The sequence below is a fragment of the Ochrobactrum sp. PL_is483 genome, from assembly GCF_055816855.1.
In genome coordinates, this window is record NZ_JBVPGS010000040.1 from 386,134 (window position 1) to 411,202 (window position 25,069).

Annotated in this window: 31 protein-coding genes; 3 read left to right on the top strand and 28 right to left on the bottom strand. The window is 56.0% G+C overall.

The window, feature by feature from the left end; all coding sequences use genetic code 11:
* Positions 1 to 133: 133 nt before the first annotated feature.
* The 15 genes from AC0TNJ_RS20015 to AC0TNJ_RS20085 all read right to left on the bottom strand — a co-directional run bounded on the left by AC0TNJ_RS20015 (position 134) and on the right by AC0TNJ_RS20085 (position 9,666).
* Positions 134 to 574, bottom strand: coding sequence for a gene transfer agent family protein (locus AC0TNJ_RS20015; RefSeq protein ID WP_473772180.1), 441 nt, complete (start codon positions 572 to 574; stop codon positions 134 to 136).
* Entirely contained in the window at positions 574 to 1,023 is a 450-nt protein-coding gene (locus AC0TNJ_RS20020) for a phage tail tube protein (protein WP_473772181.1), read from the bottom strand. Before AC0TNJ_RS20020 ends, AC0TNJ_RS20015 begins: the two co-directional genes overlap by 1 nt.
* A gap of 71 nt (positions 1,024 to 1,094) precedes the next feature.
* A complete protein-coding gene (locus AC0TNJ_RS20025; protein ID WP_473772182.1) occupies positions 1,095 to 1,511 on the bottom strand; it encodes a DUF3168 domain-containing protein in 417 nt (138 codons plus the stop codon).
* The gene (locus tag AC0TNJ_RS20030) at positions 1,511 to 1,975 is read right to left on the bottom strand and encodes an HK97 gp10 family phage protein (protein ID WP_473772183.1); all 465 of its coding nucleotides are present in this window, start codon (positions 1,973 to 1,975) and stop codon (positions 1,511 to 1,513) included. Before AC0TNJ_RS20030 ends, AC0TNJ_RS20025 begins: the two co-directional genes overlap by 1 nt.
* Entirely contained in the window at positions 1,975 to 2,367 is a 393-nt protein-coding gene (locus AC0TNJ_RS20035) for a head-tail adaptor protein (protein WP_473772184.1), read from the bottom strand. The genes AC0TNJ_RS20030 and AC0TNJ_RS20035 overlap by 1 nt, the downstream gene beginning before the upstream one ends.
* Positions 2,337 to 2,537: a hypothetical protein gene (locus AC0TNJ_RS20040; protein ID WP_473772185.1), complete on the bottom strand. Its 201-nt coding sequence runs from the start codon at positions 2,535 to 2,537 to the stop codon at positions 2,337 to 2,339. Before AC0TNJ_RS20040 ends, AC0TNJ_RS20035 begins: the two co-directional genes overlap by 31 nt.
* Positions 2,538 to 2,963: 426 nt before the next feature.
* Positions 2,964 to 3,242 (bottom strand): head-tail connector protein, encoded by a 279-nt coding sequence (locus AC0TNJ_RS20045; protein WP_473772186.1) that lies wholly within the window; start codon positions 3,240 to 3,242, stop codon positions 2,964 to 2,966.
* A complete protein-coding gene (locus AC0TNJ_RS20050) occupies positions 3,226 to 3,417 on the bottom strand; it encodes a hypothetical protein (protein WP_473772187.1) in 192 nt (63 codons plus the stop codon). The genes AC0TNJ_RS20045 and AC0TNJ_RS20050 overlap by 17 nt, the downstream gene beginning before the upstream one ends.
* A gap of 44 nt (positions 3,418 to 3,461) precedes the next feature.
* A complete protein-coding gene (locus tag AC0TNJ_RS20055; protein WP_473772188.1) occupies positions 3,462 to 4,673 on the bottom strand; it encodes a phage major capsid protein in 1,212 nt (403 codons plus the stop codon).
* Between the two features lie 5 nt (positions 4,674 to 4,678).
* Complete coding sequence (locus AC0TNJ_RS20060; protein WP_473772189.1) at positions 4,679 to 5,554, bottom strand: head maturation protease, ClpP-related; 876 nt, start codon at positions 5,552 to 5,554, stop codon at positions 4,679 to 4,681.
* Positions 5,544 to 6,827: a phage portal protein gene (locus AC0TNJ_RS20065; RefSeq protein ID WP_313709196.1), complete on the bottom strand. Its 1,284-nt coding sequence runs from the start codon at positions 6,825 to 6,827 to the stop codon at positions 5,544 to 5,546. Before AC0TNJ_RS20065 ends, AC0TNJ_RS20060 begins: the two co-directional genes overlap by 11 nt.
* 17 nt (positions 6,828 to 6,844) lie before the next feature.
* Positions 6,845 to 8,695 (bottom strand): terminase large subunit, encoded by a 1,851-nt coding sequence (locus AC0TNJ_RS20070; protein ID WP_473772419.1) that lies wholly within the window; start codon positions 8,693 to 8,695, stop codon positions 6,845 to 6,847.
* Position 8,696: 1 nt separating this feature from the next.
* On the bottom strand, positions 8,697 to 9,083 hold the full coding sequence (locus AC0TNJ_RS20075) for a hypothetical protein (protein ID WP_473772190.1): 387 nt from the start codon (positions 9,081 to 9,083) through the stop codon (positions 8,697 to 8,699).
* 108 nt (positions 9,084 to 9,191) lie between these two features.
* Positions 9,192 to 9,524 carry an HNH endonuclease gene (locus tag AC0TNJ_RS20080; RefSeq protein ID WP_473772420.1) on the bottom strand — a complete coding sequence of 111 codons (333 nt, stop codon included), beginning with the start codon at positions 9,522 to 9,524 and terminating at the stop codon, positions 9,192 to 9,194.
* Positions 9,490 to 9,666, bottom strand: a complete 177-nt coding sequence (locus tag AC0TNJ_RS20085; protein WP_473772191.1) for a hypothetical protein — start codon at positions 9,664 to 9,666, stop codon at positions 9,490 to 9,492. The genes AC0TNJ_RS20080 and AC0TNJ_RS20085 overlap by 35 nt, the downstream gene beginning before the upstream one ends.
* Positions 9,667 to 9,731: 65 nt before the next feature.
* On the opposite strand from AC0TNJ_RS20085, the gene AC0TNJ_RS20090 reads away from it, so the two are divergent.
* Together AC0TNJ_RS20090 and AC0TNJ_RS20095 are read left to right on the top strand one after the other, a co-directional pair.
* Positions 9,732 to 10,073, top strand: a complete 342-nt coding sequence (locus AC0TNJ_RS20090; RefSeq protein ID WP_100652387.1) for a hypothetical protein — start codon at positions 9,732 to 9,734, stop codon at positions 10,071 to 10,073.
* A 91-nt stretch (positions 10,074 to 10,164) separates the two neighbouring features.
* A complete protein-coding gene (locus AC0TNJ_RS20095) occupies positions 10,165 to 10,464 on the top strand; it encodes a hypothetical protein (RefSeq protein ID WP_235691681.1) in 300 nt (99 codons plus the stop codon).
* Between the two features lie 210 nt (positions 10,465 to 10,674).
* Here the strand turns inward: AC0TNJ_RS20095 and AC0TNJ_RS20100 are convergent, their stop codons facing one another.
* The 6 genes from AC0TNJ_RS20100 to AC0TNJ_RS20125 all read right to left on the bottom strand — a co-directional run bounded on the left by AC0TNJ_RS20100 (position 10,675) and on the right by AC0TNJ_RS20125 (position 17,197).
* The gene (locus tag AC0TNJ_RS20100; protein WP_473772192.1) at positions 10,675 to 11,472 is read right to left on the bottom strand and encodes a hypothetical protein; all 798 of its coding nucleotides are present in this window, start codon (positions 11,470 to 11,472) and stop codon (positions 10,675 to 10,677) included.
* Positions 11,472 to 11,675, bottom strand: a complete 204-nt coding sequence (locus AC0TNJ_RS20105; protein ID WP_473772193.1) for a hypothetical protein — start codon at positions 11,673 to 11,675, stop codon at positions 11,472 to 11,474. Before AC0TNJ_RS20105 ends, AC0TNJ_RS20100 begins: the two co-directional genes overlap by 1 nt.
* Positions 11,672 to 12,181, bottom strand: coding sequence for a VRR-NUC domain-containing protein (locus AC0TNJ_RS20110; RefSeq protein ID WP_473772194.1), 510 nt, complete (start codon positions 12,179 to 12,181; stop codon positions 11,672 to 11,674). Before AC0TNJ_RS20110 ends, AC0TNJ_RS20105 begins: the two co-directional genes overlap by 4 nt.
* A gap of 467 nt (positions 12,182 to 12,648) precedes the next feature.
* Entirely contained in the window at positions 12,649 to 13,443 is a 795-nt protein-coding gene (locus AC0TNJ_RS20115; RefSeq protein ID WP_473772195.1) for a hypothetical protein, read from the bottom strand.
* A gap of 192 nt (positions 13,444 to 13,635) precedes the next feature.
* Positions 13,636 to 14,952 carry an acetamidase/formamidase family protein gene (locus AC0TNJ_RS20120; RefSeq protein WP_473772196.1) on the bottom strand — a complete coding sequence of 439 codons (1,317 nt, stop codon included), beginning with the start codon at positions 14,950 to 14,952 and terminating at the stop codon, positions 13,636 to 13,638.
* Positions 14,953 to 15,025: 73 nt separating this feature from the next.
* Positions 15,026 to 17,197, bottom strand: coding sequence for a bifunctional DNA primase/polymerase (locus AC0TNJ_RS20125; RefSeq protein WP_473772197.1), 2,172 nt, complete (start codon positions 17,195 to 17,197; stop codon positions 15,026 to 15,028).
* Positions 17,198 to 17,507: 310 nt separating this feature from the next.
* On the opposite strand from AC0TNJ_RS20125, the gene AC0TNJ_RS20130 reads away from it, so the two are divergent.
* Positions 17,508 to 18,323: an HNH endonuclease gene (locus tag AC0TNJ_RS20130; RefSeq protein WP_473772198.1), complete on the top strand. Its 816-nt coding sequence runs from the start codon at positions 17,508 to 17,510 to the stop codon at positions 18,321 to 18,323.
* Here the strand turns inward: AC0TNJ_RS20130 and AC0TNJ_RS20135 are convergent.
* The 7 genes from AC0TNJ_RS20135 to AC0TNJ_RS20165 all read right to left on the bottom strand — a co-directional run bounded on the left by AC0TNJ_RS20135 (position 18,320) and on the right by AC0TNJ_RS20165 (position 25,069).
* Entirely contained in the window at positions 18,320 to 18,637 is a 318-nt protein-coding gene (locus tag AC0TNJ_RS20135; protein ID WP_473772199.1) for a DUF6511 domain-containing protein, read from the bottom strand. The genes AC0TNJ_RS20130 and AC0TNJ_RS20135 overlap by 4 nt on opposite strands.
* Entirely contained in the window at positions 18,627 to 19,568 is a 942-nt protein-coding gene (locus AC0TNJ_RS20140) for a DNA-methyltransferase (RefSeq protein ID WP_473772200.1), read from the bottom strand. The genes AC0TNJ_RS20135 and AC0TNJ_RS20140 overlap by 11 nt, the downstream gene beginning before the upstream one ends.
* Positions 19,565 to 20,947 (bottom strand): helicase-related protein, encoded by a 1,383-nt coding sequence (locus AC0TNJ_RS20145; RefSeq protein ID WP_473772201.1) that lies wholly within the window; start codon positions 20,945 to 20,947, stop codon positions 19,565 to 19,567. Before AC0TNJ_RS20145 ends, AC0TNJ_RS20140 begins: the two co-directional genes overlap by 4 nt.
* 58 nt (positions 20,948 to 21,005) lie before the next feature.
* Positions 21,006 to 21,269 carry a hypothetical protein gene (locus AC0TNJ_RS20150; RefSeq protein ID WP_473772202.1) on the bottom strand — a complete coding sequence of 88 codons (264 nt, stop codon included), beginning with the start codon at positions 21,267 to 21,269 and terminating at the stop codon, positions 21,006 to 21,008.
* The gene (locus AC0TNJ_RS20155) at positions 21,266 to 21,799 is read right to left on the bottom strand and encodes a siphovirus Gp157 family protein (protein ID WP_473772203.1); all 534 of its coding nucleotides are present in this window, start codon (positions 21,797 to 21,799) and stop codon (positions 21,266 to 21,268) included. The genes AC0TNJ_RS20150 and AC0TNJ_RS20155 overlap by 4 nt, the downstream gene beginning before the upstream one ends.
* 571 nt (positions 21,800 to 22,370) lie before the next feature.
* Entirely contained in the window at positions 22,371 to 24,167 is a 1,797-nt protein-coding gene (locus tag AC0TNJ_RS20160; protein WP_241084484.1) for a DEAD/DEAH box helicase, read from the bottom strand.
* Positions 24,116 to 25,069, bottom strand: a complete 954-nt coding sequence (locus AC0TNJ_RS20165) for an oxidoreductase (RefSeq protein WP_473772204.1) — start codon at positions 25,067 to 25,069, stop codon at positions 24,116 to 24,118. Before AC0TNJ_RS20165 ends, AC0TNJ_RS20160 begins: the two co-directional genes overlap by 52 nt.

Sequence of the window (25,069 nt, forward strand, 5' to 3'; positions counted from 1 at the left end):
AAGCAACCCTACCCCTCGCTCACCCACTCCCAAAGCTCGTCTTTTTCCGCCTGGCTCAGACCACCATCGTCAGTTGAGTTAGCTTTGACGTAACCATCAACGGCAGCCATAAACTGCCACATGGACATTCGTCTTACTTCTTGCGGCGTGAAGCCGAGCGCCGCACCGTTGCCGTAGACCGCGGCAAATCTGACTTTTCCGTTTGGGAGGCTGTCGAGTTGCTCTCCGTCTGATTTGCCGCCGCCCGCTCCCCCACCGGCTCCTCCGGAACGCCTTGAATGCCAGCCTGCAGGATGATGGTCGCGAAGACGATATTCTCGGCAGGCGGGCGCTTTTCGACATAAGTTCGCACGAGTTTCGTGGCCGCCGTCGGTTCCAATCCTCCACCAATCAGTCCCTGCCGGATAACATGAGCAATATCGCCGACGCGGCACTGTTTGGTGAATAGCCGCTCCAAAATGACCCAAGGACCAGCGTCGCAAGCTTCCTGCAACGCTTCCAATTCGCCCCAACCGAGGCGGAAGGTATAAGTACCATCTGCCCAGTCGAGTTCTACCTTAGCGTCTCTGCTCATTATGGAGCCGTCGGAGCCGAGGTTCGGACCATCTCGCCGTCGGATTGCAGCGAAACGTTGTTCGTCGCGCGCTCGCCATTGTTGGCGCCAATTTCAAGGCTTTCGACGTGCATCTTGCCGGTATACGTGTAGGTCTTGGCCGGGAAAACAATCTCAACCTGCACCGGGACAGAATCGATGCTCTCCCAAGCATCCAGCCACGTTTCTACGGATTCGGAAGCCAAGACACCCTCACCGCTGATGCTCATTGAGAGCGATGCGGCGTCACGACCGATCCAGTCGACCTTGTCGGGATCTTCACAATCGGGAATTGAAACTTCATTGAGGTTTTTCGAAAGTGTGATCGACTTCTGCGTGAAGCCGCACGGCGCAGTGTAAACAATCGGCGATGCGTCATTGCCGATCTTGACGCGGACCTTGCCGCCTTTAATCGTGGTCGCAGCTGTCATGGAGTGCTCCAATACGAAAAGGGCCGCTCAGGGCGGCCGGTAACGGTTTTTGGGAAGTCGGCGTGGAGGGCCTATGGCTGCTCGATGATCGCCGTGTAGCGGATCGACGCGTGGTTGATTGCGCCATCCTGGATGTAGTCAGTTCGCCAATATTCGAATGTCACGAGGGCGTTGATGGTCAAAACAGGCTCCCACCCTCGCGTTGCGAGACGCACTGCGTTTGCGATGTCGCGCATCTGCTTTTTGGCTGGCTCAATCGACCAGACATCCAGTTGGAAAATGATATCGTCAGCGAAAATGCAGTCGGCGTTTGCCTGTTGAGCGCTCGACGCGCCGATGCTGACATACGGAAAGATCGAGGGTGAGACCTGACCTTGGTCATTCGTCGGCGGGTTATCGTAGCTGCGCTGACCAATCAGCGAGACAAGCGCGGGAAAGCTGCGCAATCGCTGAATAATTGCGCCCTGTAGTTCTAAAACCGGGTCCATTAGCGGTCCGCCGCGATCTGTTTGGCTGCCTTGGTGATTGCGCGCGACACTCGGGCCCGCGCGCTGCGCCGCTTAGCTCGCCATGAGACGTAAAAGAAGGGTTGCGCCTTTGACCCAGGGTTGAATGTTCCGGGGAACATGCCGCCGTTCACGTGTGGCGCACTGCCGAATTCGACCAGATGTGCGTAACGCACCTTGGAATTGCCGGCGTAAATCGTGATTGTCAGCTTGCTGTCATTCGACTTAACGCTGCCAATGCGCTGACTGTACTTGGGCGCTTGGCCCCACGTCCACCCGATGCTTTCCATCAGTTCACCGTCATCGACGGGAACCAAGTTTTGCATCATGTTGACGATGTCCTGCGCGCCTTGCTCCATAGCGGCTTTGACAAGTGTTTCAGTAACTTCCGGGAATTTCTTGAGCTTTATCTGCAGGCGGTCTAGACCTTTTATCTTAACCGCCATCAAGATTCCTCGCCTTCAACAACGAGCATTTCCAAATAGGCATTTCGCTCGTCCGGATTGACGACGGTCTTGATCCCAAACACGCGGTTTGGCCTTCGTACGCCTTGGGTGTCAACTGTAACGCCCGCCCGAGCGTCGTAAGCCCGCCACGATGCCGTTACCTGCCTTGCCGCGGTGCTGCCGCGAATGGTCAGATTGTACGGCTGCATGGACTGCATTCGTGCGGCCATAAGGCTTTCGGAATTGCTGCCGTAACGTGGTTCCAGCCTTCCCGGGACGGTGAACTGGTCAACCCACTCGCCGCGTGAACCGCCAAAGCCGTCGTCCACTTCCTGCCTGACCTGAAACGTCAAACGGCAGTTCAGGCTGCCGGCACCTGCGCGCTTCGCCATGCTTCGGCCTCGTCTTTCGTAGGGGTTGGAAGTCGCTCGGCTTTGCCAGCGGCAACAGCGCGATTAGCGCAAGGTGTGGTAACTAGCCCGACGTAGCCCGCCGGGTAGCGGATCGTTACCGCAGGCTTGGGAATGAAGTCGTAGTTGGCAGTAAATCGGAGCCAGGGCATTTGATCACTCCGTAAGAAAAGGGCGCCGTAGCGCCCTAAAATCAGTACCCTCTTCTGAGGTAATACCCACCGCGATAGTGGTGACGATGGTGATTACGCCAGCCGTTATGTCTGTAATAGCGGTGTGAATGCCACCGTGGCCCACGGTAATGGCGGTGGTGCGAGCGCCAATGATGGCGCTTATAGTAATGCCGCTTCTTCCAGTGTTTCCGCGAATGATGTCCACGATGATCCCGGACCTGCTCAACATTGGAGCTAATGTCCGGCTTTGCAACGTTGATTGTTGGTGCAGCTTGCGCAGCACCTGCCCCGATCAGCAGCCCGACGCCCAGAACCCCAGCAATAAGTCCCTTAACAAGCTTCATTCTGCATACTCCTTTCAAGACACATCCTGAAAGATTATGCATGAACTTGGGATGAACGGCACTACACCCTCAACAGCCTATACGGATCAAGCAGCCAGCGCGCCGACCGGTTTTCGAACAACTCCGCAGTCGATTGTCGCTCGCGGTTTTCGTAAAGATCGCCAGCAATAAGCAGCACGGCCGCATCCACTTCGGCTTCAGCCCCTGTCGGCACGGCGTCGCGGTTCATATAGCGCAACGCAGACCCTTGAGCGGCGGCTAAATAGCCTTCAAGCTCCGCACCCTCATCATCGAATTCAATTCGAAGATGTCGCTTTAGCCGATCAAGATCCACCGCCACGGTCGAAGCCCTTCTTCTTGGCTGGCTCGCTCTTGGCAGGCTCATCTGCGACGCAGCCAAGCGTTCTCGCCACCTCAGCCATGCGACCAGTCACAGTGTCGCCAACATCGAAATGGCGGGGATAAACCTCGCCTTCAGGCACCGCCTTGAATGCCTTCGCAACCCGCACTTCCATCAGCGCCTCCTGTAAGAAGGGCGCCCGAAGGCGCCCTTGTATTGTTAAGCAGCTGCGATCTTGTGGTAACGCAGGGCCGTCGGATCGGTCACGCCGCCGCCAACGCGCTTCGTGGTGTAGAACTGCACGAAAGGCTTGTTGGTGTACGGATCGCGAAGGATGCGAATACCCGTGCGGTCAACCACGAGATAACCGCGCTGGAAGTCACCGAAGACAACCGGGATGGCGTCAGCGGCGATGTCCGGCATTGCAGCAAGCTCGCTGACCGGGAAGCCAAGGACCGTTGCTGGCTGGCCCAGAACCAGACCCGGCTGCCAGATGTAATTGCCCTGACCGTCCTTCAGCTTACGGATAGCGCCCTGCGTCTTGCGGTTCATTGCAAAACGCGCATTCGGGGTGCGCTCGCTAGGCAGGTCATAGACCAGATCAATAAGGCCATCGGTCGTGAGACCAGCTGCGTCACCGCTATTCACCGTCGGGATTGCGCCCCACGGGTGCGAATTCGCCGCCGTATAGGTCAGCAGACCCTTGGGCTTGTCGGTGCCATTTCCGGAAACGAACGCAATGCCTTCCTGATAGGCGAACTCGGTCTCGACTTCACCGGCAAGCCAGTTTTCGAGATTGATTTCGGAATCGTCCAGCAGGCGCTGCGTTGCCGCAGGATTCGCGTAGATTTCGCCGGTGTTGAACTTCACCTCGGCGAACTTTGCAGCCGGGGTTTCAGGACGCTCAGCGGCTTCACCTACCCAGCCCGAAGCCGTAGCGCGGTCGTTGTAGAGCTTAGAGAAGCCATTACCAGAAATCTGAATGACCGAAGCGATACCGCGCATCGGAGAAACGATCTTCAGCTTGTCGGTGATGGTGCGGTCCCATTCGGTCGGCGCCGTATAGCCGCCATCTTCTGGAACGGCGACGCTCATCGCGGCCTGTGGGTTGGCCTGAATGAATGCGTCGATGCTTGCCTCATCGCCTTTGCGGAAGAAGCGGTCAAACGCCTTGGTGTATTCGGCGTTCTTGATGTCGCGAGCTGGGTGCGACGCACCTGCCGTCTGCAAAGCAGCGAGCTTCTGGGCCTGCTCGTCGAGAGCCGCCTGAAGATCGCTGACAGTGGCATTGATGCGATCAACCTTTTCGGTTCGAACGACATCTTCCGTGCCCTTCTTTACGTCATTGAGCGCAGCGCTGTGTTCTGCCTTGAACGCTTCAAATGCGCGGCCCTGCTCTTCGATAAGAGCTTTAATTTCGGTAGCGTCCATTCGGACTACCTCCTGAGAATTGATAAATTGCTGGAAAGTGCCGCACGAATGGCGGCTTCGCTTGTCGTGTCCTCGCCAGCATCGCGCTTGGCGTTCTCGGCGGCACCACGCTCGCCTCGAATTTCATGGAGAAGTTGAGTACGCGAGCGCCGCGTCTCACCTGCTGCAGCTAGCGCCCGGTCAATCCGGCGCATTGCTGCGATATGTGCGGGAAGTTCAGCTTTTGCGTCGGGCTTGCCGATTCCAGCGCCCTTCTCGTCCGCAAATCCCTTTTCAATGGCCTCGTCGGCAGATAGCCAAGTGCCGTCCGACGCCTTTGACGGGCCATCCAATAGAGAAAGTACGACGTCTTGCGCCAGTCCGGTTCGGGCGGCGTAAATATCCGCCATTGAACTATCGAAGGACTGAAACAGTGTCGCAGCGTCGGTAAAATCGTGCGTATTGCCGACAGCAAGGCCCCAGGCTCGGTGGATCATCATCATCGAACCGGTAGACATGATCACCCTGTCGCCAGCCATCGCGATGATTGATGCCGCAGACGCCGCATAACCCATCACATTGACAGTGACCTCGCCGGGATGGCTTGCGAGGAGATTGTAAATCGCCAATCCCTCGAACATGTCGCCGCCCGGCGAATTCACGTTCACGGTGACCGGGTTTTTACCGATAGATCGAAGCGCTGCGGCGGCTCGCTTGGCCGTAAACCCGCCTCCGCTCCAATAATCCTCGCCGATCACGTCAAAGATCGAAATTGTGTTCGGATCGTCAGCTTCTGCCGCTTGGGGGGCGCTCTCCCACCGCTCCAAGGCGGAGAGAGGCACATCCCACTGATACGACTTCGGTCGCGCAACGGCTGCAACCGGCGTTCTGTTAAGGCTCATTACGCGTTCCTGAAGGAGGGCGGCCAGTTTCTGGCTGCGTCATTGGATTTTTAAGGCTGTCCGCGTCTGGATCGTCGCTCTGGCTCAAGCCCACATAATCGCGGGCTTCATTCTGTGACATCCACGGTCTAGATCCACCGGAACCCAAGGCTTTCGCGAGGAATTCGGCCTGATCTTTAATCGAACCGCGCAGCAATTCGCGCTCATCGAAGTCAGCCTGATACGATCGACGCTCTTCTCGGGTCAGCAGGCACCGAGAAACCGCCTGTTCCCAAGCGGTGAACCACGGCGCCAGTCCATAACGAACGAAAAGCTGGCCAAGGGTTTCGATACCGCTGCCCCAGGACGTGTCGTCCATCATCAACAGAGGTCGCGGCACACCAAAAGCACGTGCAACTTCCTCAATTTGATGATTTCTTGTCTCGATCTGCTGGCTATCTCTTGCCGTCTGAGAGAACGGCTCGGCCTTCATGCCTTCTTCCAAGATCAGCCATTTGTGCGCGTTCTCCGCGCCAGAGAACTTTTCTTTGAGACTGGTGTCGAGGTTTTCGAACTCCGGGTCACCGAGTTTACCTGGGTGCGTGAGCGCGCCGCCGACCATCGTACCGTTCTTAAATAGGCGAGCCGCGGCTTTTTCGGTCTGCATGGCTAGGCCGATGGCCTCTTTTGCCTGTTGGACGCGAGAAAGTCCGACAACGCCATCGTCCGTCATATCGCGGAGATGGAAAACCTCCGACTGGGGCAGCTCGACATATCGACCACCCTTCAAGACGACTTTGTAGATGACGGTCAGGTCGTCTTTCTGCTCGACGGTGACATTGGTTGGGTGCAGGGGCTGCAAAGCCACCACACGTTTGCCGTTTCGAACAATACGAGCGAAAGCATTGCCGTAGGTCAGTGCATGTGACTGCAGCTGCCGACGGAATTCATACGCCGTCTGCCAGTTATTCGGTTGCGTAAGAAGTACATCAAACAGAGAATGATCATCGGCTGGGTGAAGTCGCCCCTTCCCGTCCTTGTGCATTAGGTAGAAAGGCAGCATCCCGATACTGCCCGAGATGAGGTCGACACAGCGAAAAACTGTTGTGTTGAACAGAGCAGCCTTGGGCGTCACCGCCATGCCGCTCGCGGTTTCTGCACCGCCACCAAGAAAGGCGGCTAGCCTTGGATCATCCAAGCCGTCGAAATATTGCCAGTCAGCTCGCGGCGCTCGTTTCGGCGCGACCGAAGGCGCTGCCTCCGGTTTGGACCGGAACAGGTCTAAAATACCCATATCTTTCCTTGTTCCGATTAGCCGGCCATTCGGATGCCGCGTTTCTTGTAGACGGACTCTTTCGGCATAACCGCGCCGTCCATCGCCACGCCAACTGCCATTGCCAGTGCTACTGCCGCGTCGATGCGCACTGACGCCTTCGTCTTGACGAACCACCGATTGTCTTGCGGGTCATGATCGAAGGTGGCGCCCATCAGGGCGGTCATGAGCACCGGACTGCGGCGCATGCGAATGCGACCGTCGATGATCATGTCTTCGAGCGCCAGAACCGAGCCCGGCATCCACAAGCCTTGCGGCGGCGGTAAGCCAGCGGCTTTTGCAGCCTCTACCTTCGCAGGCTCAGGCCGAGCCCGAACCTTGCCGCCCTGTGGGTGCGCGACATGTTCAATGCCCAACCCGAGCGCTTCGACTTCCTCGCGGAACTTGTCGTAGGCATAGCGGTCATAGGCGATGGCCTTGATATCGAACGCCTGATCGAGTTGCTGGACCCGCGATGCCACGAAATCATATCTAATTCGCTTGCCGGGCGGAGCATTCAACCACCCCTGTTTTACCCAAAGCGCATATGGCGCCTTGTCAGCCTGTTCTCGCGCTTCCAGCGTATCAGCTGGCGTCCAAGCCTCCACCCACGCATCAAACGTCGGCAGATTGACGGTAGATCCGTCTTCCCGCTCCATTTCCTTGAAGCCAGTAGGAACAACGCACGCGAGCACAGTCATATCCTTGCTACCGGACAGGTCGACGCCCATGAAAACGGGTTTGTCAGCGTGTTCGACTTCAGGATCGAAATCGTCCATTACGCTTTCAACGGTTTCGCGTGGCATCCATGCCTTGTCGGCATCGGTCCAGCAGCAGAAGTGCAGCCGAAGAATGCCGTTCAGCTTGCCCGGCATCTGCTTTGCCTGCGCGACAACACCGGCCAGATATTCCTGCGTCAAGATAACGCCCAGTAGCGGGTTAGCCTTCTTCCAGCAGGTTTCGTCCTTGAGCGGATCGTCGCCCTTGTCCAGCGCGCAAACATAGGAAAATGTCGTGTCGTCGATCACCTCGCCGACATAGGTAAAATCCTCATCCGGCGTCTGTGTCCCTGCTGCAACCTTGACGGCATGCTCGTGCTCTTCCCAGCAAATGCTGTTTCGGTCGCTGCCTGAGTTGGTAATCATCAGCAGCAGCGGCTGACGACGAAACTTGAAGCCGCGCTCAAGCATTTCCATCGTCGAGCGGTCAGGATGCTCGTGCACCTCGTCACAAAGCGCAAAATGCGGACGCGGACCAGAGCCAGACTTGCCGGAATCCTTCGAGATCGGACGAAAAAACGATTGCGACTTGTGATGCGCGATATTGAACTCGCGCCCGATACCGCCGCTGAACTTCAGTCGTTCGACCAGCGCCGGGGCAGCGCGAACCATCTTCACGGCATCCTGAAAAAGAATTCCAGCCTGTTCTTTCTTGGCAGCTGCAGCATAAATCTGGGCGCCCGCCTCTTTGTCAGCGATCAGCCCGTACAGACCGACTCCACCAGCAAACGGTGACTTACCGTTGCCCTTGCCTTCCTCGATGTAAGCGCGGCGAAAGCGGCGCGAACCGTCGGCACGTTTCCAGCCGAACAGCGACCCAAGCTTGAATGCCTGCGAGGCATGCAGCTTGAAAGGCTTGCCTTCGAACTGGCCCTCTGAAAGCTTTAGCCGCCCTTCAAAGAACCGAAACACGCGATCGGCGGCGTCGTCATCCCAATACAGCCCGCGCTCGTGCCCATGTTCGAGATCGTCGAAATGGCGGCGGCAGGCATTGCGAACGTGAGGGCCGGCGACTTCTCTGCCATCAATGACAGCTTGCGCATAAGCGCTCACACGCTCAAGCGCAGGCATATCAGTCAAGCAGATCATCCTTCTCTTCGCCCGCGTCAGGTGTCGCGACCTTGGACGCGTCAGCAGGCGTCGCACCCATCTGGCCAAGCATCTGGCGCAGCAGGTTCATCGCCTGCACACCAACTTCCTGACCGGCCATGATGCGGCCCTGAATAGTCGAGGCCATACCGACGAGCGTGCGATGCGATTCATTCAACCACGGCAGCTCTTTCGCGAAAAGCTTCCAGGCTGACTTCGCCTTGATCTCAGCGCTGTCTTTCAACCATACGGGAGGAGCCCCAAGTGGGCCGTTTGCGGCCGGTTCGGCGCGGTTTTTGTACCGCCCGGCATTGATTTTGTCGCGACCCTCGACCTTCGCTTTGCCGAGGGGATTTCTCGGCTTTGCCATGGAATGAAATCCTTATGGGGTCATGTTTTGAATTGCAGATGCGTGCGCTGTCGGACCCCGCCGGTCCGGGGTTTGTTGGCTTTTGGACTTTTCGATGCCCCCAGGTGGTCAGCTGACCGGCCATCCGTCAGGCCCGAACCGAACAACATCCTGGCCTAGCTCTTCACGCTGTTTGATGCGGTCATGGCATGGTGCGCAGAGGCTTTGGAGGTTGTGTGGGTCAAAGAACAGCGCCTCATCGCCTTTATGTGGCCTGACATGGTCACACACCGTTGCTGGCGTGACGTCCTCCTGCTGCAAGCAATAGGCGCACAAAGGATGCGCGGTCAGTTGTCGCTCACGTAAGCGTTGCCACCGGGATGTCTTGTAGAGCTTGCGGTAAGCACTGGCTTCTGTGCTGCGGCGGTCAGGACGCGAGCGTGTCAACGACTTTGGCGGCATTGCTTCCAATGCGCCGCACCTTGGTCAGCGTGTAAGGCTCAGTCCGGTCATTGACCAGACCGCCAAGGGTGACAACATCCGCAACGACAGCGACCGGCGCAGTCACAACATCGGTAGCGATCCGAAAGAGACGATCAAACATGATTTTTTACCTCGCTTAGGCAACTTTTCTGGTGCCGCGCTGTTCGTTCCCGAAAGGAGCCAGTCATGCACGCTCAAACAATTTGGGATTTGGAAAGAGGATTTTGGCTGGAAGGCGTGTCTTTTTATGTGCAGCACTTACACCAGCAAGCATTGATGGTCCTACCATCCGTAGGCACCCTCAGTCGCAAATCCATTCTGGAGAGTTTGAAAGATGTGCCGAGGTGGGAAAATGTTCTCATGCACGACATGACGCTGGCCGAAGATAGTCATTGCATTGCTATTACATACGTAGCTGAGGCGCGACGCGCAGGCGAACCTTTATATCACGCGAATTGTAGCTCTGCGTATGTTGGTTCATCTGACTTTTGGCAATTGATACTGCATCATCAAACGCAGAGCCTCTAGCGAGCACACCAGCGCTCTTGCCCGCTGAAATTGAATGGAACAATTAATCGATGACGCCCGTTCTCTCCTCGTAATCGAAAAGGAGAATGAAATGGCACAGACCACCGAAGGCATGGTTTCCGAACAAATCGACGCACTGCGCAAGGAAATCAGCAGCCTATCGTCCCGATTGTCAGATCATCTCGGGAATCTATCTGGCGCAACCGACGACGCCCTCGCGTCCACGAAGGACGCGGTGAATGTGCTCGCCGAAGGGGCACGTGAACATGGCCAGCGTGCTGTGCAATACGCACGACAAAATCCCGGAACCGCATCGGCGTGGGCATCCGTCGGTCTGGTGGCCTTGGTTGCATGCATGCTCATGAAGGGCCGCGGCAGTCGTTACCGGTAAATCGCAATCGGCGGGGAGGCACTGGCTTTATAGCTGCCGACCTCAACCCGCCGAACCAGCAGCCGGAGGAGAAACGGCGCTGGAATAGTTACCCCACCGGCAACGCCGGCAGGGGCGGCTCTTGTAACCGCACTGAAATGAAAAAGGCCGCGCGTGGCGGCCTTGATGTAGTCTTCCCCTCATTGGGGAGTTGAAGGGGATCGGGGTGCACTATGCAGGTTGCGCGATATTCCAAACGTTTCTATACGCCAGTGGATGAAGATCCAGATCGTCCATAGCGCCCCGCGCCGCAGCTAACCCGCGAAAAACAAGTGACCTTCCCGCTGCGGTTGCCTGCTTGTGCTTGAAGCCATCCTTCTCGCCTATTTCAGCCAGCGTCCGCCCACCTAGCACCGCATCCTCAAACGGTTCAAGAAGTGGCCCGAGCCTTGACCGCAGATAGACAAGTATCGGTCTTGTATCAATTTTCTCCAGCAGGAGATCGTCGGTGAATTTCAAACTCAGGCTCGGCGTCTTACCAGTCTTGGGTATTGGAACCGTACCATCGTCGTTCTCGAAGTAGGCATCAACTTTGACATTCACTTTGCGCATGGCAGGAAGGGCATAAGCTCCCTTGCTTCTGCGAAGCTTGCCGGAATATTCGATTTCTCCACCTTTCACTCCGCCTTCCCAGTTTCGCGCCGCGGCAGCCTCAACATCTTCAGTGCCTTTCAAGCGTTTGCTTTCTTGAGCAGCGTGCAGGCCAGCATCATACCCATAGTCCTGACCTTTAAGGGGCTCCGCTTCGGCGATCGCGACCAGCCGACGATATTGCATAACCAGTTCGATATAGCCGTGCAGCTTGTCTCGGCGCAAAACCGCCAGCAGTGGGAAATCCTCGTTATCATTCGCAGGAACGGCAGGGTCTCCGATAGACTGGCGCTGTTTGATTCGTCGCAATTGCGTGGCCATTGCCTTGGCTTCCTGTTTGGCCCGTGTGGCACGGTCGAGATAGATCACATTTCCCATCAAGCTGCCTCCTCATTCAGAAGATCCGACAGGTACACACCGTCGACTGCATAGAACTCGAATTCTTCCCGGCGTTTAATTGCCGCCGTCTGCCAGCCTCTTAGTTCCAAGTCTCGTGCATATGGAGATGATGAACGCTGGTCTTCATCGATCGGGCAGTTGTCATTCGCGGCGAAATATTTGTCTTTCAGCTTCTGCTTCATGCTGCTTTCCCCTTCTCTTCTGCAAGCCACCCCAGAACCGCCGTAACAGCCCGCTCAGCGGCTTCTGTCGTTGTGGTGGCCCGAATGACCAGAACTGTGTAGCCAAGCCGTTGTAGGGCTGCGTGGCGGTCTTTCTGGGCTGGTGACAGTCTTCCCTCCCCAACCTTGTTCTCGATCAGCAGCAGGCGACCGTATTCGCCGTAGATACGGAGGTCAGGTTCGCCGCTGGTCATTCCCGTTGCGATTGCCTGCGCCTGGGCTCTTGGCCCGCGCTTGCTGGCGTTCATGTCACCCGCCAGCAGGAACTGGCGTTGGTACTGTGGCAGTCGGCGCAGGCTGGCTACTTGTGCCGCCTGTAATTCCCATTCGAGCGGCGGGGCTGGCTTGGTCGTCACCTTCCCGGCCTTGGTGGTGATCTTGACGCGAGCGCCGTTGATGCAGACGGTTTGTGTTTTGGTGGCGGTCGTGGTCGTAGGCGAAGACGCGCGTGTGCGTTTGCGAGCCATGTGAACTCCTCGTGTTGATTCCGGTATGCCGTTGGTAGCGGCAAGAGGAGTGTGGAGTGCCTCAATAAATGTCGTGTTAATGGACAGGCAAAAAGCGAGACGTTACCCTGCCGTGGGGCAAGGCGCTTTGCGGCCCTCCAGTTACGCCATTCACCGGGGGCGTCTTGTCGCCAACCTCAGTTCAGGTTGTATTCTGGAATTGGCAAGAATCAGGAAAAGTGCGCACTTCTCAAAACTCGAGAACTGCGCGCCGCGCGCTTTGTGCGTAAGTTTCTATATAAGAACACTTACGCACCAAAAGCAGCGTGCATTTGCGAACTTCTTTTAGGGTTTTTCGAGAAGTGCGCACAAAGAAGTGCGCAGTATCAGAAGTTGTATTTTTATTGTGACAGCGGGTTGTATTGAGAGGTTGGTGCTGTTGTGAATCCAGCCCCCCTTTATCGCAAAAGAGGGCTGTAATTGTCACTTTAGTTTTTTAATAAATTCTCGAATTTTATCTTCATCGCGTCCATATGGGATTTCAGGAAGTTTCGCATTAGCTCAAAGATCAGATCTTTCGCCTCGCCGAAAAGCATTGGTTCGTTAGGGGGCTCGTGACCCTGATCCCCGTGTCTACAAAAGGGACCTATCGCGGCAAAATTGTTTGCCGTATATTTAAAGCGTCTTAATTCTCCGTGTTCCACATTGTATTTCGCCGCCAGTTCGCGCTCGCCGTTAGGCAGGTTGTTATTCCTTAAATATTGGTTGATAAAATCTAATAGCGCATACAATGAAATCCACGACGGGCCATTAACGCCAAGGAACAGCAACATGTGCCGCGACGTCTCTTCATACCGCGACAGAAAAAGAGAATAAGAAATCCAATCTCTAAAAGGGTCGTCCCCCATAGTGTACTTCCATTTATCCATTTTATCGGAGAATGGCGGCAACTTGTACGAAAATTCATCACTTGAATCGGTTAGAAAATGATGACCGACAGGTGAAGTAACTTCCAAATCGCTGCTACTGACGCGGCAGCCTGTTAACTTCTGTGCCCCATTTACAAGCGCGATCAAGTAGGAAACTTTTTCCATTAGCTCACGCTGATCGCTGATTCCCTGCAAATGCGGAGAATGCCAGCGATAGTCGCTACCGGCCTGTTCATCGTTACTGGCGTCATAGAATGAGAAATCGGTGCCGGAATTGCTTTGTTCTAAACTACTAATACTACCCATATTTGCGTTAAAACTAAATTCGTAGTCTCTTGGATATGTTGAATTCATTTTCTGCCCCACGATTCGGATGAGGCATAGATTAACGAAAATCGCAGTCGTGACTATATTGATGTCACTAGAGTGCGGCGTCACCCCCAGCCATGGAATGCCGCGGCGGGCCAAACAAAAAAGCGGAGCCGAAGCCCCGCTTTATAGTTCGTCTAGATACTTTTCGGCACGCCTTTCGCACGCCCAAAAACTTTAGATATCGTATTGTTTTCTCGCGATATCTCCCAATCCAGCGGCATCCAGATTCTTCAGTGGGGCCAAGAAGGTGACCTGAATAACACCAGGATCGCGCCCGATCTCAATTGCGCCATTTACTGTTGCACGATTGCGAACCTCTCCGACGGACATGCCGAGCAATTTTGCTGCTCGTTCGAGGCCATTGACGATGGCGGCATTCATGCTGGGTGCCGTTCCGATTACTGAAATCGGCGCCACTTCTTCTGTTTGCTCGACTCCCCACTGCTCGGCCAACTTTGCTGCTTTCAGTTTTTCATCAGCAGTAAACGGTCGCGCCAGAGGCGGGAGGTCTTCCAGTAGAGGGAATAATACAGGCCCATCATTGTTGTATTTTTTGAGAATTTCCACTTGAAGCGTCACGCTTCCAGCAACGTCCATAGTATGGCCAGCAATTTCACCGTCCCCCTGAGACGCGTGCATGTCTCCCATGTAAACGCCAGCACCCTTAACCTTCACGGGGCAGACGAGAACAGCTCCAGCGCGTACCGCATCGATGTCCATATGACCATCTGTTTTGTGTTCCAGCAATTGTTCTGAGGTCAGAGAATAGATGTGAGGAGCGCCGACGAGAAAGGCGCCGAAATCGCCAGCATTGTGTGAATCGGGCATTGCGATCGAAGGCGTCGTGCCGAGTTGCCCCAAGAACGGCCGCATACGAACAATGGCACCGACGAGATCGGCCGGCGCATAGTTCAGGATGGAATGCTGCACAGAGTTATCCGGTAGCGATGCGTAATGGTCGGCGTTCTCCGCAATCTTGTGTGCCGCGGCTTGCGGCAGCGTGAGGCCAACTGACTGCGTGTCGTCAAAAACGACCGTATATCCATGCTCCACAGTAAAGGGCTTGATAGCTCCTCCACATTTGTTGCATTTGACGGAATCTTGGCCAACGCCTTCGATGTGTGTCTCTGGCCAAATTTCATCGCAAGTGGGGCAACGCGCTGCCACGAATGGATCTCCGAGACAAAATTGGTTCGACACGGTGTCATGACCAGACGCCGTCGCAAGAGACGTCACAGAGATATCTCGAATACGAATGACTACGCCGTCGCCGACTTCTGCTCCATCAATGAAAACGGGCTTAGTGACTTCGTGACCACCGCGTAACCTAGGCGTTATCATTGGACCCCAGCAGCCAGGCGCGGTATTCGCAATGATGGTGCCGCCATTCTGCAGCGGCCCAAGCATTGGCTCGTTTGGGTCGAGAACGCTGTTCGTAAAGCCATCAACCACGATGCTGCGCTTTGCGCCTGAAAAATTACCGTCAGCCATAATAGCCCTCCAATTTGATCTTCGTGAGACTGTAGCCGCGAGACGCGTTTTTGCTAACTCATTTTTTGCGTCTTTAGGACGCAACCGCCCTCACAAACGACGTCGTTTTCCGCTGTATCGGATCGCGCTCCTCGACTTTTGCGAGAAACCCTTCCTTGAACAGTGCCTTGGTAATGAGGCCGGCACGCTTCTTATGTACCTCATCGTCTATATCCAGCCCCATCGCATAAGCCACGGCGTGCCCAACCCAGTCCTTGGCCTGCGGCGCCTGCTTGTACATGCCGCCGTTTACAGCACCGCGGATTGCGTCTTTCTGCTCGTCCGTCAGCCATTCAGCCACCTCCTCGCTGGACGGCCAATGCCATTCGGTCACGACCGGCGCGTGGTCCTGCGGCTGTGTCAGTCCTCGCCCGTTGCCCAACGCCACGCTTTCGATATGGCGCCAGTCGAGCCGATGCGACAGCGGCGTAAGGTTCGACTTGCCGTACGTGATCGAGAAGTAACCGAACCGATCCATGCCGGGAATGCCCGCCTCATTGGCCTGCGCTTCTGACATGCGATTAAGCACGCGCACCGAACGCGCTGCGCCAATCAGCGCCACGGCACCGCGCGCATCTTCGACGGTTGCCTCACGATCACTCACCTTTCGCAGGTGGTGCACGATGTCGATGGAGCAGTTGGTATAGTCCGCGATCTGCGCCCAGAGCTTCGCGACCTTGTCGATTGCGCCGTTGTCGTTTTCATTGACCTGGTGCGTCGACACAAATGGATCGACGATCATCACGTCAATGCCATTGGCAAGGATGGTTTCGGCAACGGCCTCGACGATTGGCTCCTGGATTTTGACGCCTTTCTTGTCATCGATCGCCACGACAAGCTCCTGCTCGCGGCCGCTGTCGAGGAACAGATGACCATCGATGTCTTCCGGCTTAAGATTGAAGTGAATGCACGCAGCCATGATGCGCCGTTCGAGCTCGTCGCGCGGATCTTCGACGTTGAACAGCCAGACCTTAAGTCGACGCGGCGGCTTTACGCCATTCAAGGCCTTGCCAGACGCCATCGCGAGCGCTTCCACGATGCTGTTTGCAGTCTTGCCAAGCCCGCCGGGCGCGACCGTAACCGATACGTACTTGCGGATGAAGTGGCGACCAAAGGCAAATTCGCGCCGCGGCAGAGTTGACGGATCTTTCCACTGGAAGGGTGTGGCTGCGAGGATGGGCTGGTCGGCGGGCTCTTCTTCAACGGCCGGGACGTCTGGCTGGACGTTGTGCGCTTCGGGTTCCCGTTGCTCATCAACCTTCGCCCGCGCGTTATCGAGCATGCGCGTGATATCCACGAGCTTGGTATTGTCATTGACGGCTTCCGGAGCCTGACGCGGATGCATCTTGCCAGCCTTCAGGCCGTTATCGATCGTCTTGCAGCAACGGGGGAAGTCCCTGCCCCAGCCGCGCGCCACGTCTTGTAGCAAGGCCCGCGCCTCGGATTCCGCCAAGGCCCCAGCGCCAACGAAGGTCCCCAGTCGGAACGCAGCGTCGTTCAGGCGGTTGTTGCGGTTGCCCATCGGTTCCATGGCGAGGTCGTCGAGCTCGGACTGTACCGCGCGCTCGACGTACCGGTCGTTGATCGTGCCCGAGACAGACGGGGCCTGGTACATGGTCGTGCTGTCGTATGAACGCGGCAGGACAAGCTCTAGCAGCCAGTCCGGGGCGTCAACCGGTTCCATATCGACCAGCCAGCGGTAAGGCTGGCCGACTGCCGGTACGCTGCCAGCCGCAATGACATAGCCACCGTCGCCGCGAACATCGATGCCAGCGCCCAATGCCCCACGATTGCGGACGCCTTCCTTGTGCTTGAAGAAGTAATGTCGGCCGCCGCTCGTGGTTTCGGCCGTAAGCGTGGCAGGCAGAGCGCCATGCTCGGCTTCCAAAGACGAGAGCGTATCCGGCCCGCCGTGCTTCGGATCAATATCCAGCACCCACGCGCCGATAGGCGCACCGGTCGGTACGCCGATCATTGCGCCGGGATTGCGACGCCATAGTTCACGCACAATGCGCTCATTCAGTGTCGCACCGCGGAACCCGTTTGAGGTCAGCGGAGTTTTAGTCGCGAGGATTTCGATAAGGCCGTCCTCGTCGACGAATTCCTCATCGGCGGCACGGCATGGAAATACAGGCCAGTTGCGCGCCGTGTAGGACAGCGCAACGTCAAGCAGGGGGTCGGTATCCGGTAATACAGATTGCTGCATGATTACCTCGGGAGGGAAAGAGATGTGTAAAGACTACGATATGCTTCAGAACGGGGATGGCACGTGGTCCATTGTGGCTAAGTCCACGCGGCGGCCGATAACATTCAAAGGCCGACTACAAATTGCGCTGACAGAAGACGTTGCCCAGCAAGCTTTTGCGATACTCGATCGCGTCGAACATGAGCGCGAACAACAGTTGCGAGACGGCCGACTGATGTAGGGATGACCGCCTAAGCTCCTGCGAATTAAACTGGAAAACCGCAGGTTGTTTTTGTAGTGCTTAACCCTGGCTTTCAACGCGGGGGTAAGCATGACTTGGGGCTTTGTCGTAGGCAGATATTATAACAGGCGGAAAGACATACACGGTCAGTTTGCTGGCCAGCAACAGGGTGGCATCGTTACTCCGTCCAACCATAACGTTGTAATTATCATCACCGGCAAGGCTGGCAGTCATTACGGCTATGAAGACCAACACCTGCCCGATGGACGTTTTGACTATTATGGTGAAGGTCAAGTCGGCGACATGGAAATGGTCCGCGGCAATAAAGCAATTCGTGACCATGCTATGTTGGGCAAGGATCTACTCCTTTTTGAAAGCCTCGGGAAAGGCAAAGATCTTATCTTCCTAGGCAGCTTTATCTGCGAGAGTTGGCGATGGGGGCAGTCGCCTGATCGCAACGATGATATGCGCAAAGCCATTATCTTCGAACTTAGAAACCTCGAGAACATTGTAGAAGCCGTCGACGATGAACAGCCCGTTCCCGCTGTCGATTTAGCAGCTATGCGAGATCTTGCTCGACAAGCAGCGGGAAGCCGCGAGGGCAAAGCGTCAACTCGTACCATCTATGAGCGAAGCCGACACGTTAGAGATTACGTGCTTGCTCGGGCTAACGGTTATTGCGAGGGTTGCGGCTGCCAAGCGCCTTTTCTGCGAGTCAACGGGCAACCTTACCTGGAACCTCATCACATCCGTCGAGTGAGCGACGGCGGCCCTGATGATCCCGCATTCGTGATTGCGTTGTGCCCTACTTGCCATCGCAAAGTTCATCACGGCCAAGGTGGCTCCACATACAACGATACGTTACTCAAGAAGATGCCATCTATCGAACCGCCGAACGGAACTTAAAACGGCGCCTCCTTCAACGCTTCCCGCATCCCTCGCCCGCAACCTTCCCATGCGGCTTTAACCAGTTGCCTGGCCTCGAATTCGTCCATGTCCTTTAGGTCGGTCTTTTGGATGGACTGCAAGTATTCGCCGACCGCCTCGACGCCTGTGTCAAGCGCGCGAAGTTCGTAAGGATCAAGCCTTTTGCGCTGCCGAATATACTCGGCAATGTCGGCGCACTCCTTGCACAGCCAGCGGATCGGCTCGCGGTCTTCTTGCACGCCGAGGCCTACGGCGTGTCTCTGGCAAACAGCACACACATCGTCAGGCTGCATTTGCAATCTCCGCGTTGTTGTTGGCGGCAAATAGCGTAGGTGCTTCGCTGTGAGCCGCAGCTTCGGTTAGATTTTTCACCGCCTGCCGGAAGTAATTCGGGTTGAGCTCTGTGCCAACAAAGCGCCGGCCCTCCTGAAGCGAAACGTACCCTTCCGAGCCAATCCCCATAAAAGGTGAAAACACCCTGTCGCCGCGATTGGACCACATGCGCAACGCGCGCTTAGTGATATTTAATGGCATAGGGCAAAGATGTTTTTCGTCCTTATCCGACCGCGCAACCTTGACATTAAGAACGTCCGTTTCTGGTAAGTCCTGCTTACTGAAATTCCAAACTGGCGAAGCATGATCCTGCCATTCTTCGACTGGAAAGCTCTCCTTGGTGTGCGTTACCGGTACGACTTCCTCACCTGGTTTAGCCCACTTTCTGAAAACCAGCAGATATTCCGGCAGACCCATGCGGCTGAAAGTGCTGTCGGCGCGCAACGTCTTCCAAAGCAGGCCATGTGCCTTGGTCTTTTGCATCTCGCGCACCGGATCGCGCCAAATCGTAATGCGCGAATGGAAATCCCACCCTTCCTCAATGTGCAGCCGGGTGCAGTCGTCCGAGAAAGGGCGTAGTCCGGCCGTGCCACGTTCACTGCTGTTTTGGTAGTAAACTAGGTCTTTGACGTGGATGGCGGTAAGTCGCCCAGGTCGAGTGACACGCAGCTTTTCGCGCACTAGGTAGCGATATTGCTCGAAAAATTCGTCATCGGATGCGCAGTTGCCCATGTCGGCGACGCTCTCGGAATAGATATACAGCGACGAAAACGGCGGAGAATATACGCTGAAATCAATCGAGCTATCAGGAAGGCCGGCTGCAAAAGGCACACAATCAGCGTTATAGGCCGCCCAGTTTTCACCGGATGATTGGTCGAGAACAAAAGTCATGCTGATACTCCTGCAAGCCATGACGGCAATGAGATTGGCTGTGTTGGCTGGTAATCGATTTTGACTTGTCGCTTTTCGTGCGCTCGCCGCATTGCGGCGTACATTTCACGCTTCATCTGCTCGTGATCGCCGCTCTTGCGGTTGATTGTGTCCCAGATCGCGCGCTCGGTATCTGCAAGTGCAATATGGACATGCACGGGACGCTTCTGGCCAAAACGATAACAGCGGCGGACGGCCTGATAATAAGCCTCGTAGCTGAAGGACAGCCCGACGAACGCCATCCGCGCGCAATGCTGCCAGTTAAGGCCGAAGCCCGCTATTGACGGTTTACTGACGAGTACCCTGATATTTCCTTCACTGAACCCAACGAGCCTTTCTTCTTTGATGGCATCGGACATAGAACCGCGGACTTCGACGGCCTCAGGAATACGGCTGGTTAAGGCGTCAGCTTCATAATCGGTATCGCACCAAACAATCCATGGTTCCCCATTTTCGGAATTTACTTGCTCTGCAATGACTTCGGCTCGCGCATCGGCAGTCAGCCGTTTTTCTTTGTGAATGGCGGTTGCGCTCGTATCAGGAATTCTGAAAAGCAAATCGCCGGCATCGATGGATACGTCAGCGCGGACTTCGTGTTTGAACGTTTCCAATGGCGGCAGTGCAAAACCATCGTCCGAATAGCCAAGGTCAGACGGCTGTGATATGCACCGGGCCCAGCTTGCTACCCAATTCCAGAACGGCTTAACAGCGTGACCTTTCAAGCGGTAGCGACCCATATTGGTCTGGTCGGCAATAAACCAGCGGGTCAGCATTTCATTCGACTGCATCACGCCTAGGAACTGCGAGTGCTGGCCCAGTTCCATATGATCGTTCGGCGCTGGCGTAGCAGTACAGGCGAGCCGATATGGTGTGGTTGACCACATAGCCATCATCTTACGCGTTGTCTGCCCGGTGAAGTTCTTGATGATACTGGATTCATCCAAGACCACCCCGCCGAACGCTTCAGCGTCAAAATGGTCGATCTTGGCATAGTTGGTGACATTAACCCCCGGACCGACCTCATCGTGAGAGCGCACGACCTGCGCGGCGTCATATCCGAACTTCTTGGCCTCTCTAACGTGTTGAGGCGCGACGGCAAGGGGCGCAAGCATCAGGACAGGCTTGCCTGTATGCTCCGCAACTACTCGCGCCCATTCGAGAGCAACGAAACTTTTCCCCAGTCCAGTATCAAGAAAAGCGGCGCCTCCGCCCACACCAAGAAGGAATTCAGTCACGTCGCGCTGATAAGCGAACATGCCGTCGTGCAACTTGGGTATGTTTGAAAGTCCGCGCAAAGGCGCATCAGCGCTTTTACGCGCCAATAGATCTTCGTAGGACATATTTGCTCCTCGTGTTACGTGGTAGTACCCCGCCAGTTGGTGGCTGGCGGGGTGTTGGTTATAGGCTGGATGCACCGCCGTGGCCGTTGGCGCAGCATATACCGGACGGGGTCATGAACTGCGGCTCTCCGCATTCGGCATAGTTTTTCTGGCCGCCGCCTTGCTGCACGGCAGCAATCGGGCGGGATTGGTCAGGAAACCAGTCGTCATAGGTGGCAATGTCGATCATTGCATCCGCCAGCGATACCGTTTCTTGCCAATAGGCGTGGTAGTCTGGCTCGTCGTCAGGGCCAATCATAGCCATCCACGGTGCGTAGCTCACGCAGCCCTCACCGTAAGCGTTGGCTGGCCTTCGCGCAGTACGGCTCCCTTGACGGTCTTCCCAGCGTCCAGCGCCTCTTTGATAAGCGTCTTGTCAGGCGATTTCACAACCTTCAAAAAACGCGCAGGCACAGCGGATTCGTCCACTATCTCAACGCCGGCGCGCCCTTTGCTGACCGACACAGTTGCTTCCGGTAAGCTCACCTTGTTCAAGTCAGCAGCCTTCAACAGACGCAGCAACAATGCCCGCATGGCGTCCTTGCGTCTGGTGTATCGGTCCTTTCGCGCGGCCAATTCCTTGGCGCGCTCCCCAATCGCCAGCGCCATGCTGTTTGCGTCGCGCTCGATTGCTACGATCTTGCCGAGCACGCGGTAGGCGTCTGTCTCGCCTTCGATTGTATCGGCGCGCAGTTCGTCGTCTTCTGCCAGTTCGGGATATGCCGCAACCAAGTCGGCGAATTCCCGTTCCAGCACGGTAACATCATAGGCCAGATAGTTCTGTGCTTTCGTGTTGTCGGCTTTGTTATGCATTGTTGCTCCTCGTGTTTCGGTGCTTGGTTTTGGTAAGTTAACATGCCTCGCTGCGCATCCCGTTAATGGATTGGTTTATTTTGATTAAACCTAATCCTACTGTTTTAGTGCGATTAATACTTGTTTTTAACTGTTGCGCGCTTTGATTGTTTATGTATATTCGCGCCACTCTTGGGAGGGAGTTAAACCGCCCAGGCGCGCGCCGTCCGCTGCCGGGCGGTTTTTATTTTTTCCTGCATATCTGCTATGCGAATTCGCCCCTTGCAACGCGTGAGTGGGCCGCCTATTTACGCCTCGTCCGGTTTTACTCCTCCTCCCAAAAACCGGACCCTAAGCGCGGTACTCCTCCTCCCAACCGCGCTTTTCAGATCGGCCCGCTTCGCTCCTCCTCCCAATCGCGAAGCGGGCTTTTCTATTTCATGCAGTTGCGGTGCCCAATGTTGGCAACCGTTACATTCTGTTATTTCACCATTCGCTAATATGCCCATATTCTGGTGCCGCAAACCTTCTCTGGAATGCATCCGCATCGCATGAACCAGAGCCCCCGCCCCAACATGCGATGCGGAACTCCCTAGAACGGAATATCGTCATCCAATACGTCAGCCAACCCGGCAGACACACGCGCGTAGGTGGGCGTCGGCACATTGTCGTTGCTCGCCTCTGGCACGTTGTCATTTGCAGCTCCCGCAATGGCATCGACCACTTCCCAGTATTTGCCGTTCGGCTTCACAACGATTTCCGCGGTTGCCAGCAATTCATTCTGGCGTTCCATGAATTCCAGCACGGTTTTCGGGAATGGCGCTTGTCCGCCATGCTTTCGCCACCACCTGTCAGACTTCGACTTAAAGAAGCCGGTATGGGCTGGGCCGAGCCATTCGTTGATTGGCGACATGCCAACCCAGTAAGACACCTTCACGCTGTCCTGCTTGTCGCCCTTGCCTTCGTGGTATGCGAAGGTGCGGCGTGTAACTTCCCGCGTCTCCGGAACAGCAACGCTCACAATCGGCGCGTCAGTTGCGTGGCTTTGCAGCTTCGGCGTTTCATCGAATTCAAACTCGTGGCCGCAACACCAGCAAATGCGCAATGAAGCATGCAGTTGCTCGTTGCAGGTCGGGCAGACCTTGATTGGGGCTTCACCGTCGCCTTTTGTCGGCTTGCGCGGCTCGATCATATCTACCGGCCCGTGCTCTGCGACATTGCCCGCAAAATCCATGTAACGGCAGTTTGGCTTTAGATAACCCGCAATAGCCGCTCGGCGTTCTTCCGGTCCCACCGCTTCGGGATCAAATCGCGGCGGGTATAGCACGCGAGTTCCACGTCCGACGCGCTGCACATATCGGCTCGCAGATTTTGTGCGCGCCATATCAACGATGAGGTCAATGCGCGGCACGTTTGTTCCCGTAGACATGACATTGTCATTGCTGATTGACCAGATTTCACCTGCCTTACATGCCTCAATAATCTTTCGACGCTCATTTTTTGGGGTGGAGCCATGCAAAACTTCGCAGGACTTCCCCATTGAGCGAACCATGTCGCGCACGTTCGTGGCGTGCTTAACGCCGGCGCAGAAGAATAGTGCAGTCCTGCGCTGCCCTTCTGTGTCGAAAACCTCTTCAAGAATCCGGCCGTTCAAATCGTCGCGATCAACAGCATCCTGCAATGCACCCTTGGCAAGATCATTCCCTCGCATCGGGACATTTGAAGTGTCTTGCTTGGTTTCAGTTGGCTTTGACGTGACCGGCGAAAGATATCCGTCGTCAATGCCCTGCCGTATGCCGTATGTATAGACGACCTTATCGAACAGTCGGTCGTCGCCCTCATCCAGGCGCCCGCTATCGAGGCGATAAGGCGTGGCGGACAAACCCACGATCTTCATATCTGGATTGATCGCCAGCAACGCGTCGATAAATTGCCGGTACATCGTGTTGGCGTCATTCGGCACCAAATGAACCTCATCAATCGCCAATACGTCTACATGGCCGATCTGAGCCGCCTTGTTAAAAACCGTCTGTAATTGCGCAAACAGAATTTGCGCCCGCGCTTCACGGCGGCCAAGGGCAGATGCATAAATGCCAGTCGGAGCGAACGGCGCGATACCGATCAGCTCGAGAAAGTTACCCTCGACCAGTTCCACGACATGAGTGCAGCAGCACAGTCGCATGTCAGGCCAGCCGGTAATCAACTCGTGGAATAGCGTGGCGAGAGTCATCGACTTGCCCGTACCGGTCGCCATGTCGAGCAGAGGATGTCCCGCCTCAGCTTTCCAATATTCGAAAACGGCGTCCACCGCCTCGCGCTGATAGTACCGCAATGCCATCATGTTACCTGTTTGTTGTTCGGCTTGTTGTCGTTGGCGCCATCCACCCAAATCTCACCCGTCGCCAGTCTGTACGTAACTGTCTCCGCGATCTCGTCCGCATCGATCTGCTCGCCATGTATCAACCCCGGCAGATAGAGGTGCGCAGGGCAGCCGTCGCTCTGCTCGTCGATAGACAATGGTTTGTTCCAACGCGCGCATGACATATGGCAATCGCCGCCATGCTCGGGCTGGACATGAAGGCAGGTGCGGCAGTTCACTCGCGGCTGAACGCCTTCGTGGCAGACGCCTCGGTGCTTGCAGAACATGCAGCCGAAGAACTCTGGATCTTCGCTGATGCGGCTGGGCGGCTCGTCTGAAAACACGATGCGTTCGCAGCGCGCTAACAGTCGAAGGCAGAACTCGACATCGTATTCGATGCGCTCGGCATAAAGCGTGTCGGTGTTCTTGCACGACGCCAGATACAGGCAGCGCGTCAGGCCGAAGGCCTGCATCCCGAGCTGGCACTGGGCGTAGTGAAGTGGCTTAGCTTTCTGGCAGCCGTGCTTCTGAAGTTCCTTGATGCCCTTCTCGTTGCTCGACTTGAATTCCAGCAGGTGTTCGGTCTTCGGCGCTTCTGGAACACCCATTGCCTTGCCGTCGCACTTGCCGCGCACGAACCCCGAGACCAGCCTGATTCTGTCTTGCTGACCGTAGACGTCGACGCCAATGCGCTCGAGGTCGGCGACCAAGCGGTCTTCCTCGATATTGCCGGTGGCAAACAGTCGAAGCTGGCGACCCGAATGAACCTCGTGCGCCGAGACCCAGCGGAAGCCGTACCAAAGGGCTCTGTCACATTCTGTGCCAGCCTCGCCCACGCTGATGCCCCACGAGTCCCAGGACTTAGCCTGGGCCTCGTAAGCTTGATAAATGGCGCGGACGGTGCTGGATTCGGCTTTTGGGAGCGGGGCCAT

What these genes read in the sequence shown, in the direction of transcription:
- AC0TNJ_RS20015 (WP_473772180.1), bottom strand. Translation starts at nt 574, where the DNA reads ATGAGCAGAGACGCTAAGGTAGAACTCGACTGGGCAGATGGTACTTAT.
- AC0TNJ_RS20020 (WP_473772181.1), bottom strand. Translation starts at nt 1,023, where the DNA reads ATGACAGCTGCGACCACGATTAAAGGCGGCAAGGTCCGCGTCAAGATC.
- AC0TNJ_RS20025 (WP_473772182.1), bottom strand. Translation starts at nt 1,511, where the DNA reads ATGGACCCGGTTTTAGAACTACAGGGCGCAATTATTCAGCGATTGCGC.
- AC0TNJ_RS20030 (WP_473772183.1), bottom strand. Translation starts at nt 1,975, where the DNA reads ATGGCGGTTAAGATAAAAGGTCTAGACCGCCTGCAGATAAAGCTCAAG.
- AC0TNJ_RS20035 (WP_473772184.1), bottom strand. Translation starts at nt 2,367, where the DNA reads ATGGCGAAGCGCGCAGGTGCCGGCAGCCTGAACTGCCGTTTGACGTTT.
- AC0TNJ_RS20040 (WP_473772185.1), bottom strand. Translation starts at nt 2,537, where the DNA reads ATGCCCTGGCTCCGATTTACTGCCAACTACGACTTCATTCCCAAGCCT.
- AC0TNJ_RS20050 (WP_473772187.1), bottom strand. Translation starts at nt 3,417, where the DNA reads ATGGAAGTGCGGGTTGCGAAGGCATTCAAGGCGGTGCCTGAAGGCGAG.
- AC0TNJ_RS20055 (WP_473772188.1), bottom strand. Translation starts at nt 4,673, where the DNA reads ATGGACGCTACCGAAATTAAAGCTCTTATCGAAGAGCAGGGCCGCGCA.
- AC0TNJ_RS20060 (WP_473772189.1), bottom strand. Translation starts at nt 5,554, where the DNA reads ATGAGCCTTAACAGAACGCCGGTTGCAGCCGTTGCGCGACCGAAGTCG.
- AC0TNJ_RS20065 (WP_313709196.1), bottom strand. Translation starts at nt 6,827, where the DNA reads ATGGGTATTTTAGACCTGTTCCGGTCCAAACCGGAGGCAGCGCCTTCG.
- AC0TNJ_RS20070 (WP_473772419.1), bottom strand. Translation starts at nt 8,695, where the DNA reads ATGCCTGCGCTTGAGCGTGTGAGCGCTTATGCGCAAGCTGTCATTGAT.
- AC0TNJ_RS20075 (WP_473772190.1), bottom strand. Translation starts at nt 9,083, where the DNA reads ATGGCAAAGCCGAGAAATCCCCTCGGCAAAGCGAAGGTCGAGGGTCGC.
- AC0TNJ_RS20080 (WP_473772420.1), bottom strand. Translation starts at nt 9,524, where the DNA reads ATGCCGCCAAAGTCGTTGACACGCTCGCGTCCTGACCGCCGCAGCACA.
- AC0TNJ_RS20085 (WP_473772191.1), bottom strand. Translation starts at nt 9,666, where the DNA reads ATGTTTGATCGTCTCTTTCGGATCGCTACCGATGTTGTGACTGCGCCG.
- AC0TNJ_RS20090 (WP_100652387.1), top strand. Translation starts at nt 9,732, where the DNA reads ATGCACGCTCAAACAATTTGGGATTTGGAAAGAGGATTTTGGCTGGAA.
- AC0TNJ_RS20095 (WP_235691681.1), top strand. Translation starts at nt 10,165, where the DNA reads ATGGCACAGACCACCGAAGGCATGGTTTCCGAACAAATCGACGCACTG.
- AC0TNJ_RS20100 (WP_473772192.1), bottom strand. Translation starts at nt 11,472, where the DNA reads ATGGGAAATGTGATCTATCTCGACCGTGCCACACGGGCCAAACAGGAA.
- AC0TNJ_RS20105 (WP_473772193.1), bottom strand. Translation starts at nt 11,675, where the DNA reads ATGAAGCAGAAGCTGAAAGACAAATATTTCGCCGCGAATGACAACTGC.
- AC0TNJ_RS20110 (WP_473772194.1), bottom strand. Translation starts at nt 12,181, where the DNA reads ATGGCTCGCAAACGCACACGCGCGTCTTCGCCTACGACCACGACCGCC.
- AC0TNJ_RS20115 (WP_473772195.1), bottom strand. Translation starts at nt 13,443, where the DNA reads ATGAATTCAACATATCCAAGAGACTACGAATTTAGTTTTAACGCAAAT.
- AC0TNJ_RS20120 (WP_473772196.1), bottom strand. Translation starts at nt 14,952, where the DNA reads ATGGCTGACGGTAATTTTTCAGGCGCAAAGCGCAGCATCGTGGTTGAT.
- AC0TNJ_RS20125 (WP_473772197.1), bottom strand. Translation starts at nt 17,197, where the DNA reads ATGCAGCAATCTGTATTACCGGATACCGACCCCCTGCTTGACGTTGCG.
- AC0TNJ_RS20130 (WP_473772198.1), top strand. Translation starts at nt 17,508, where the DNA reads ATGACTTGGGGCTTTGTCGTAGGCAGATATTATAACAGGCGGAAAGAC.
- AC0TNJ_RS20135 (WP_473772199.1), bottom strand. Translation starts at nt 18,637, where the DNA reads ATGCAGCCTGACGATGTGTGTGCTGTTTGCCAGAGACACGCCGTAGGC.
- AC0TNJ_RS20140 (WP_473772200.1), bottom strand. Translation starts at nt 19,568, where the DNA reads ATGACTTTTGTTCTCGACCAATCATCCGGTGAAAACTGGGCGGCCTAT.
- AC0TNJ_RS20145 (WP_473772201.1), bottom strand. Translation starts at nt 20,947, where the DNA reads ATGTCCTACGAAGATCTATTGGCGCGTAAAAGCGCTGATGCGCCTTTG.
- AC0TNJ_RS20155 (WP_473772203.1), bottom strand. Translation starts at nt 21,799, where the DNA reads ATGCATAACAAAGCCGACAACACGAAAGCACAGAACTATCTGGCCTAT.
- AC0TNJ_RS20165 (WP_473772204.1), bottom strand. Translation starts at nt 25,069, where the DNA reads ATGGCCCCGCTCCCAAAAGCCGAATCCAGCACCGTCCGCGCCATTTAT.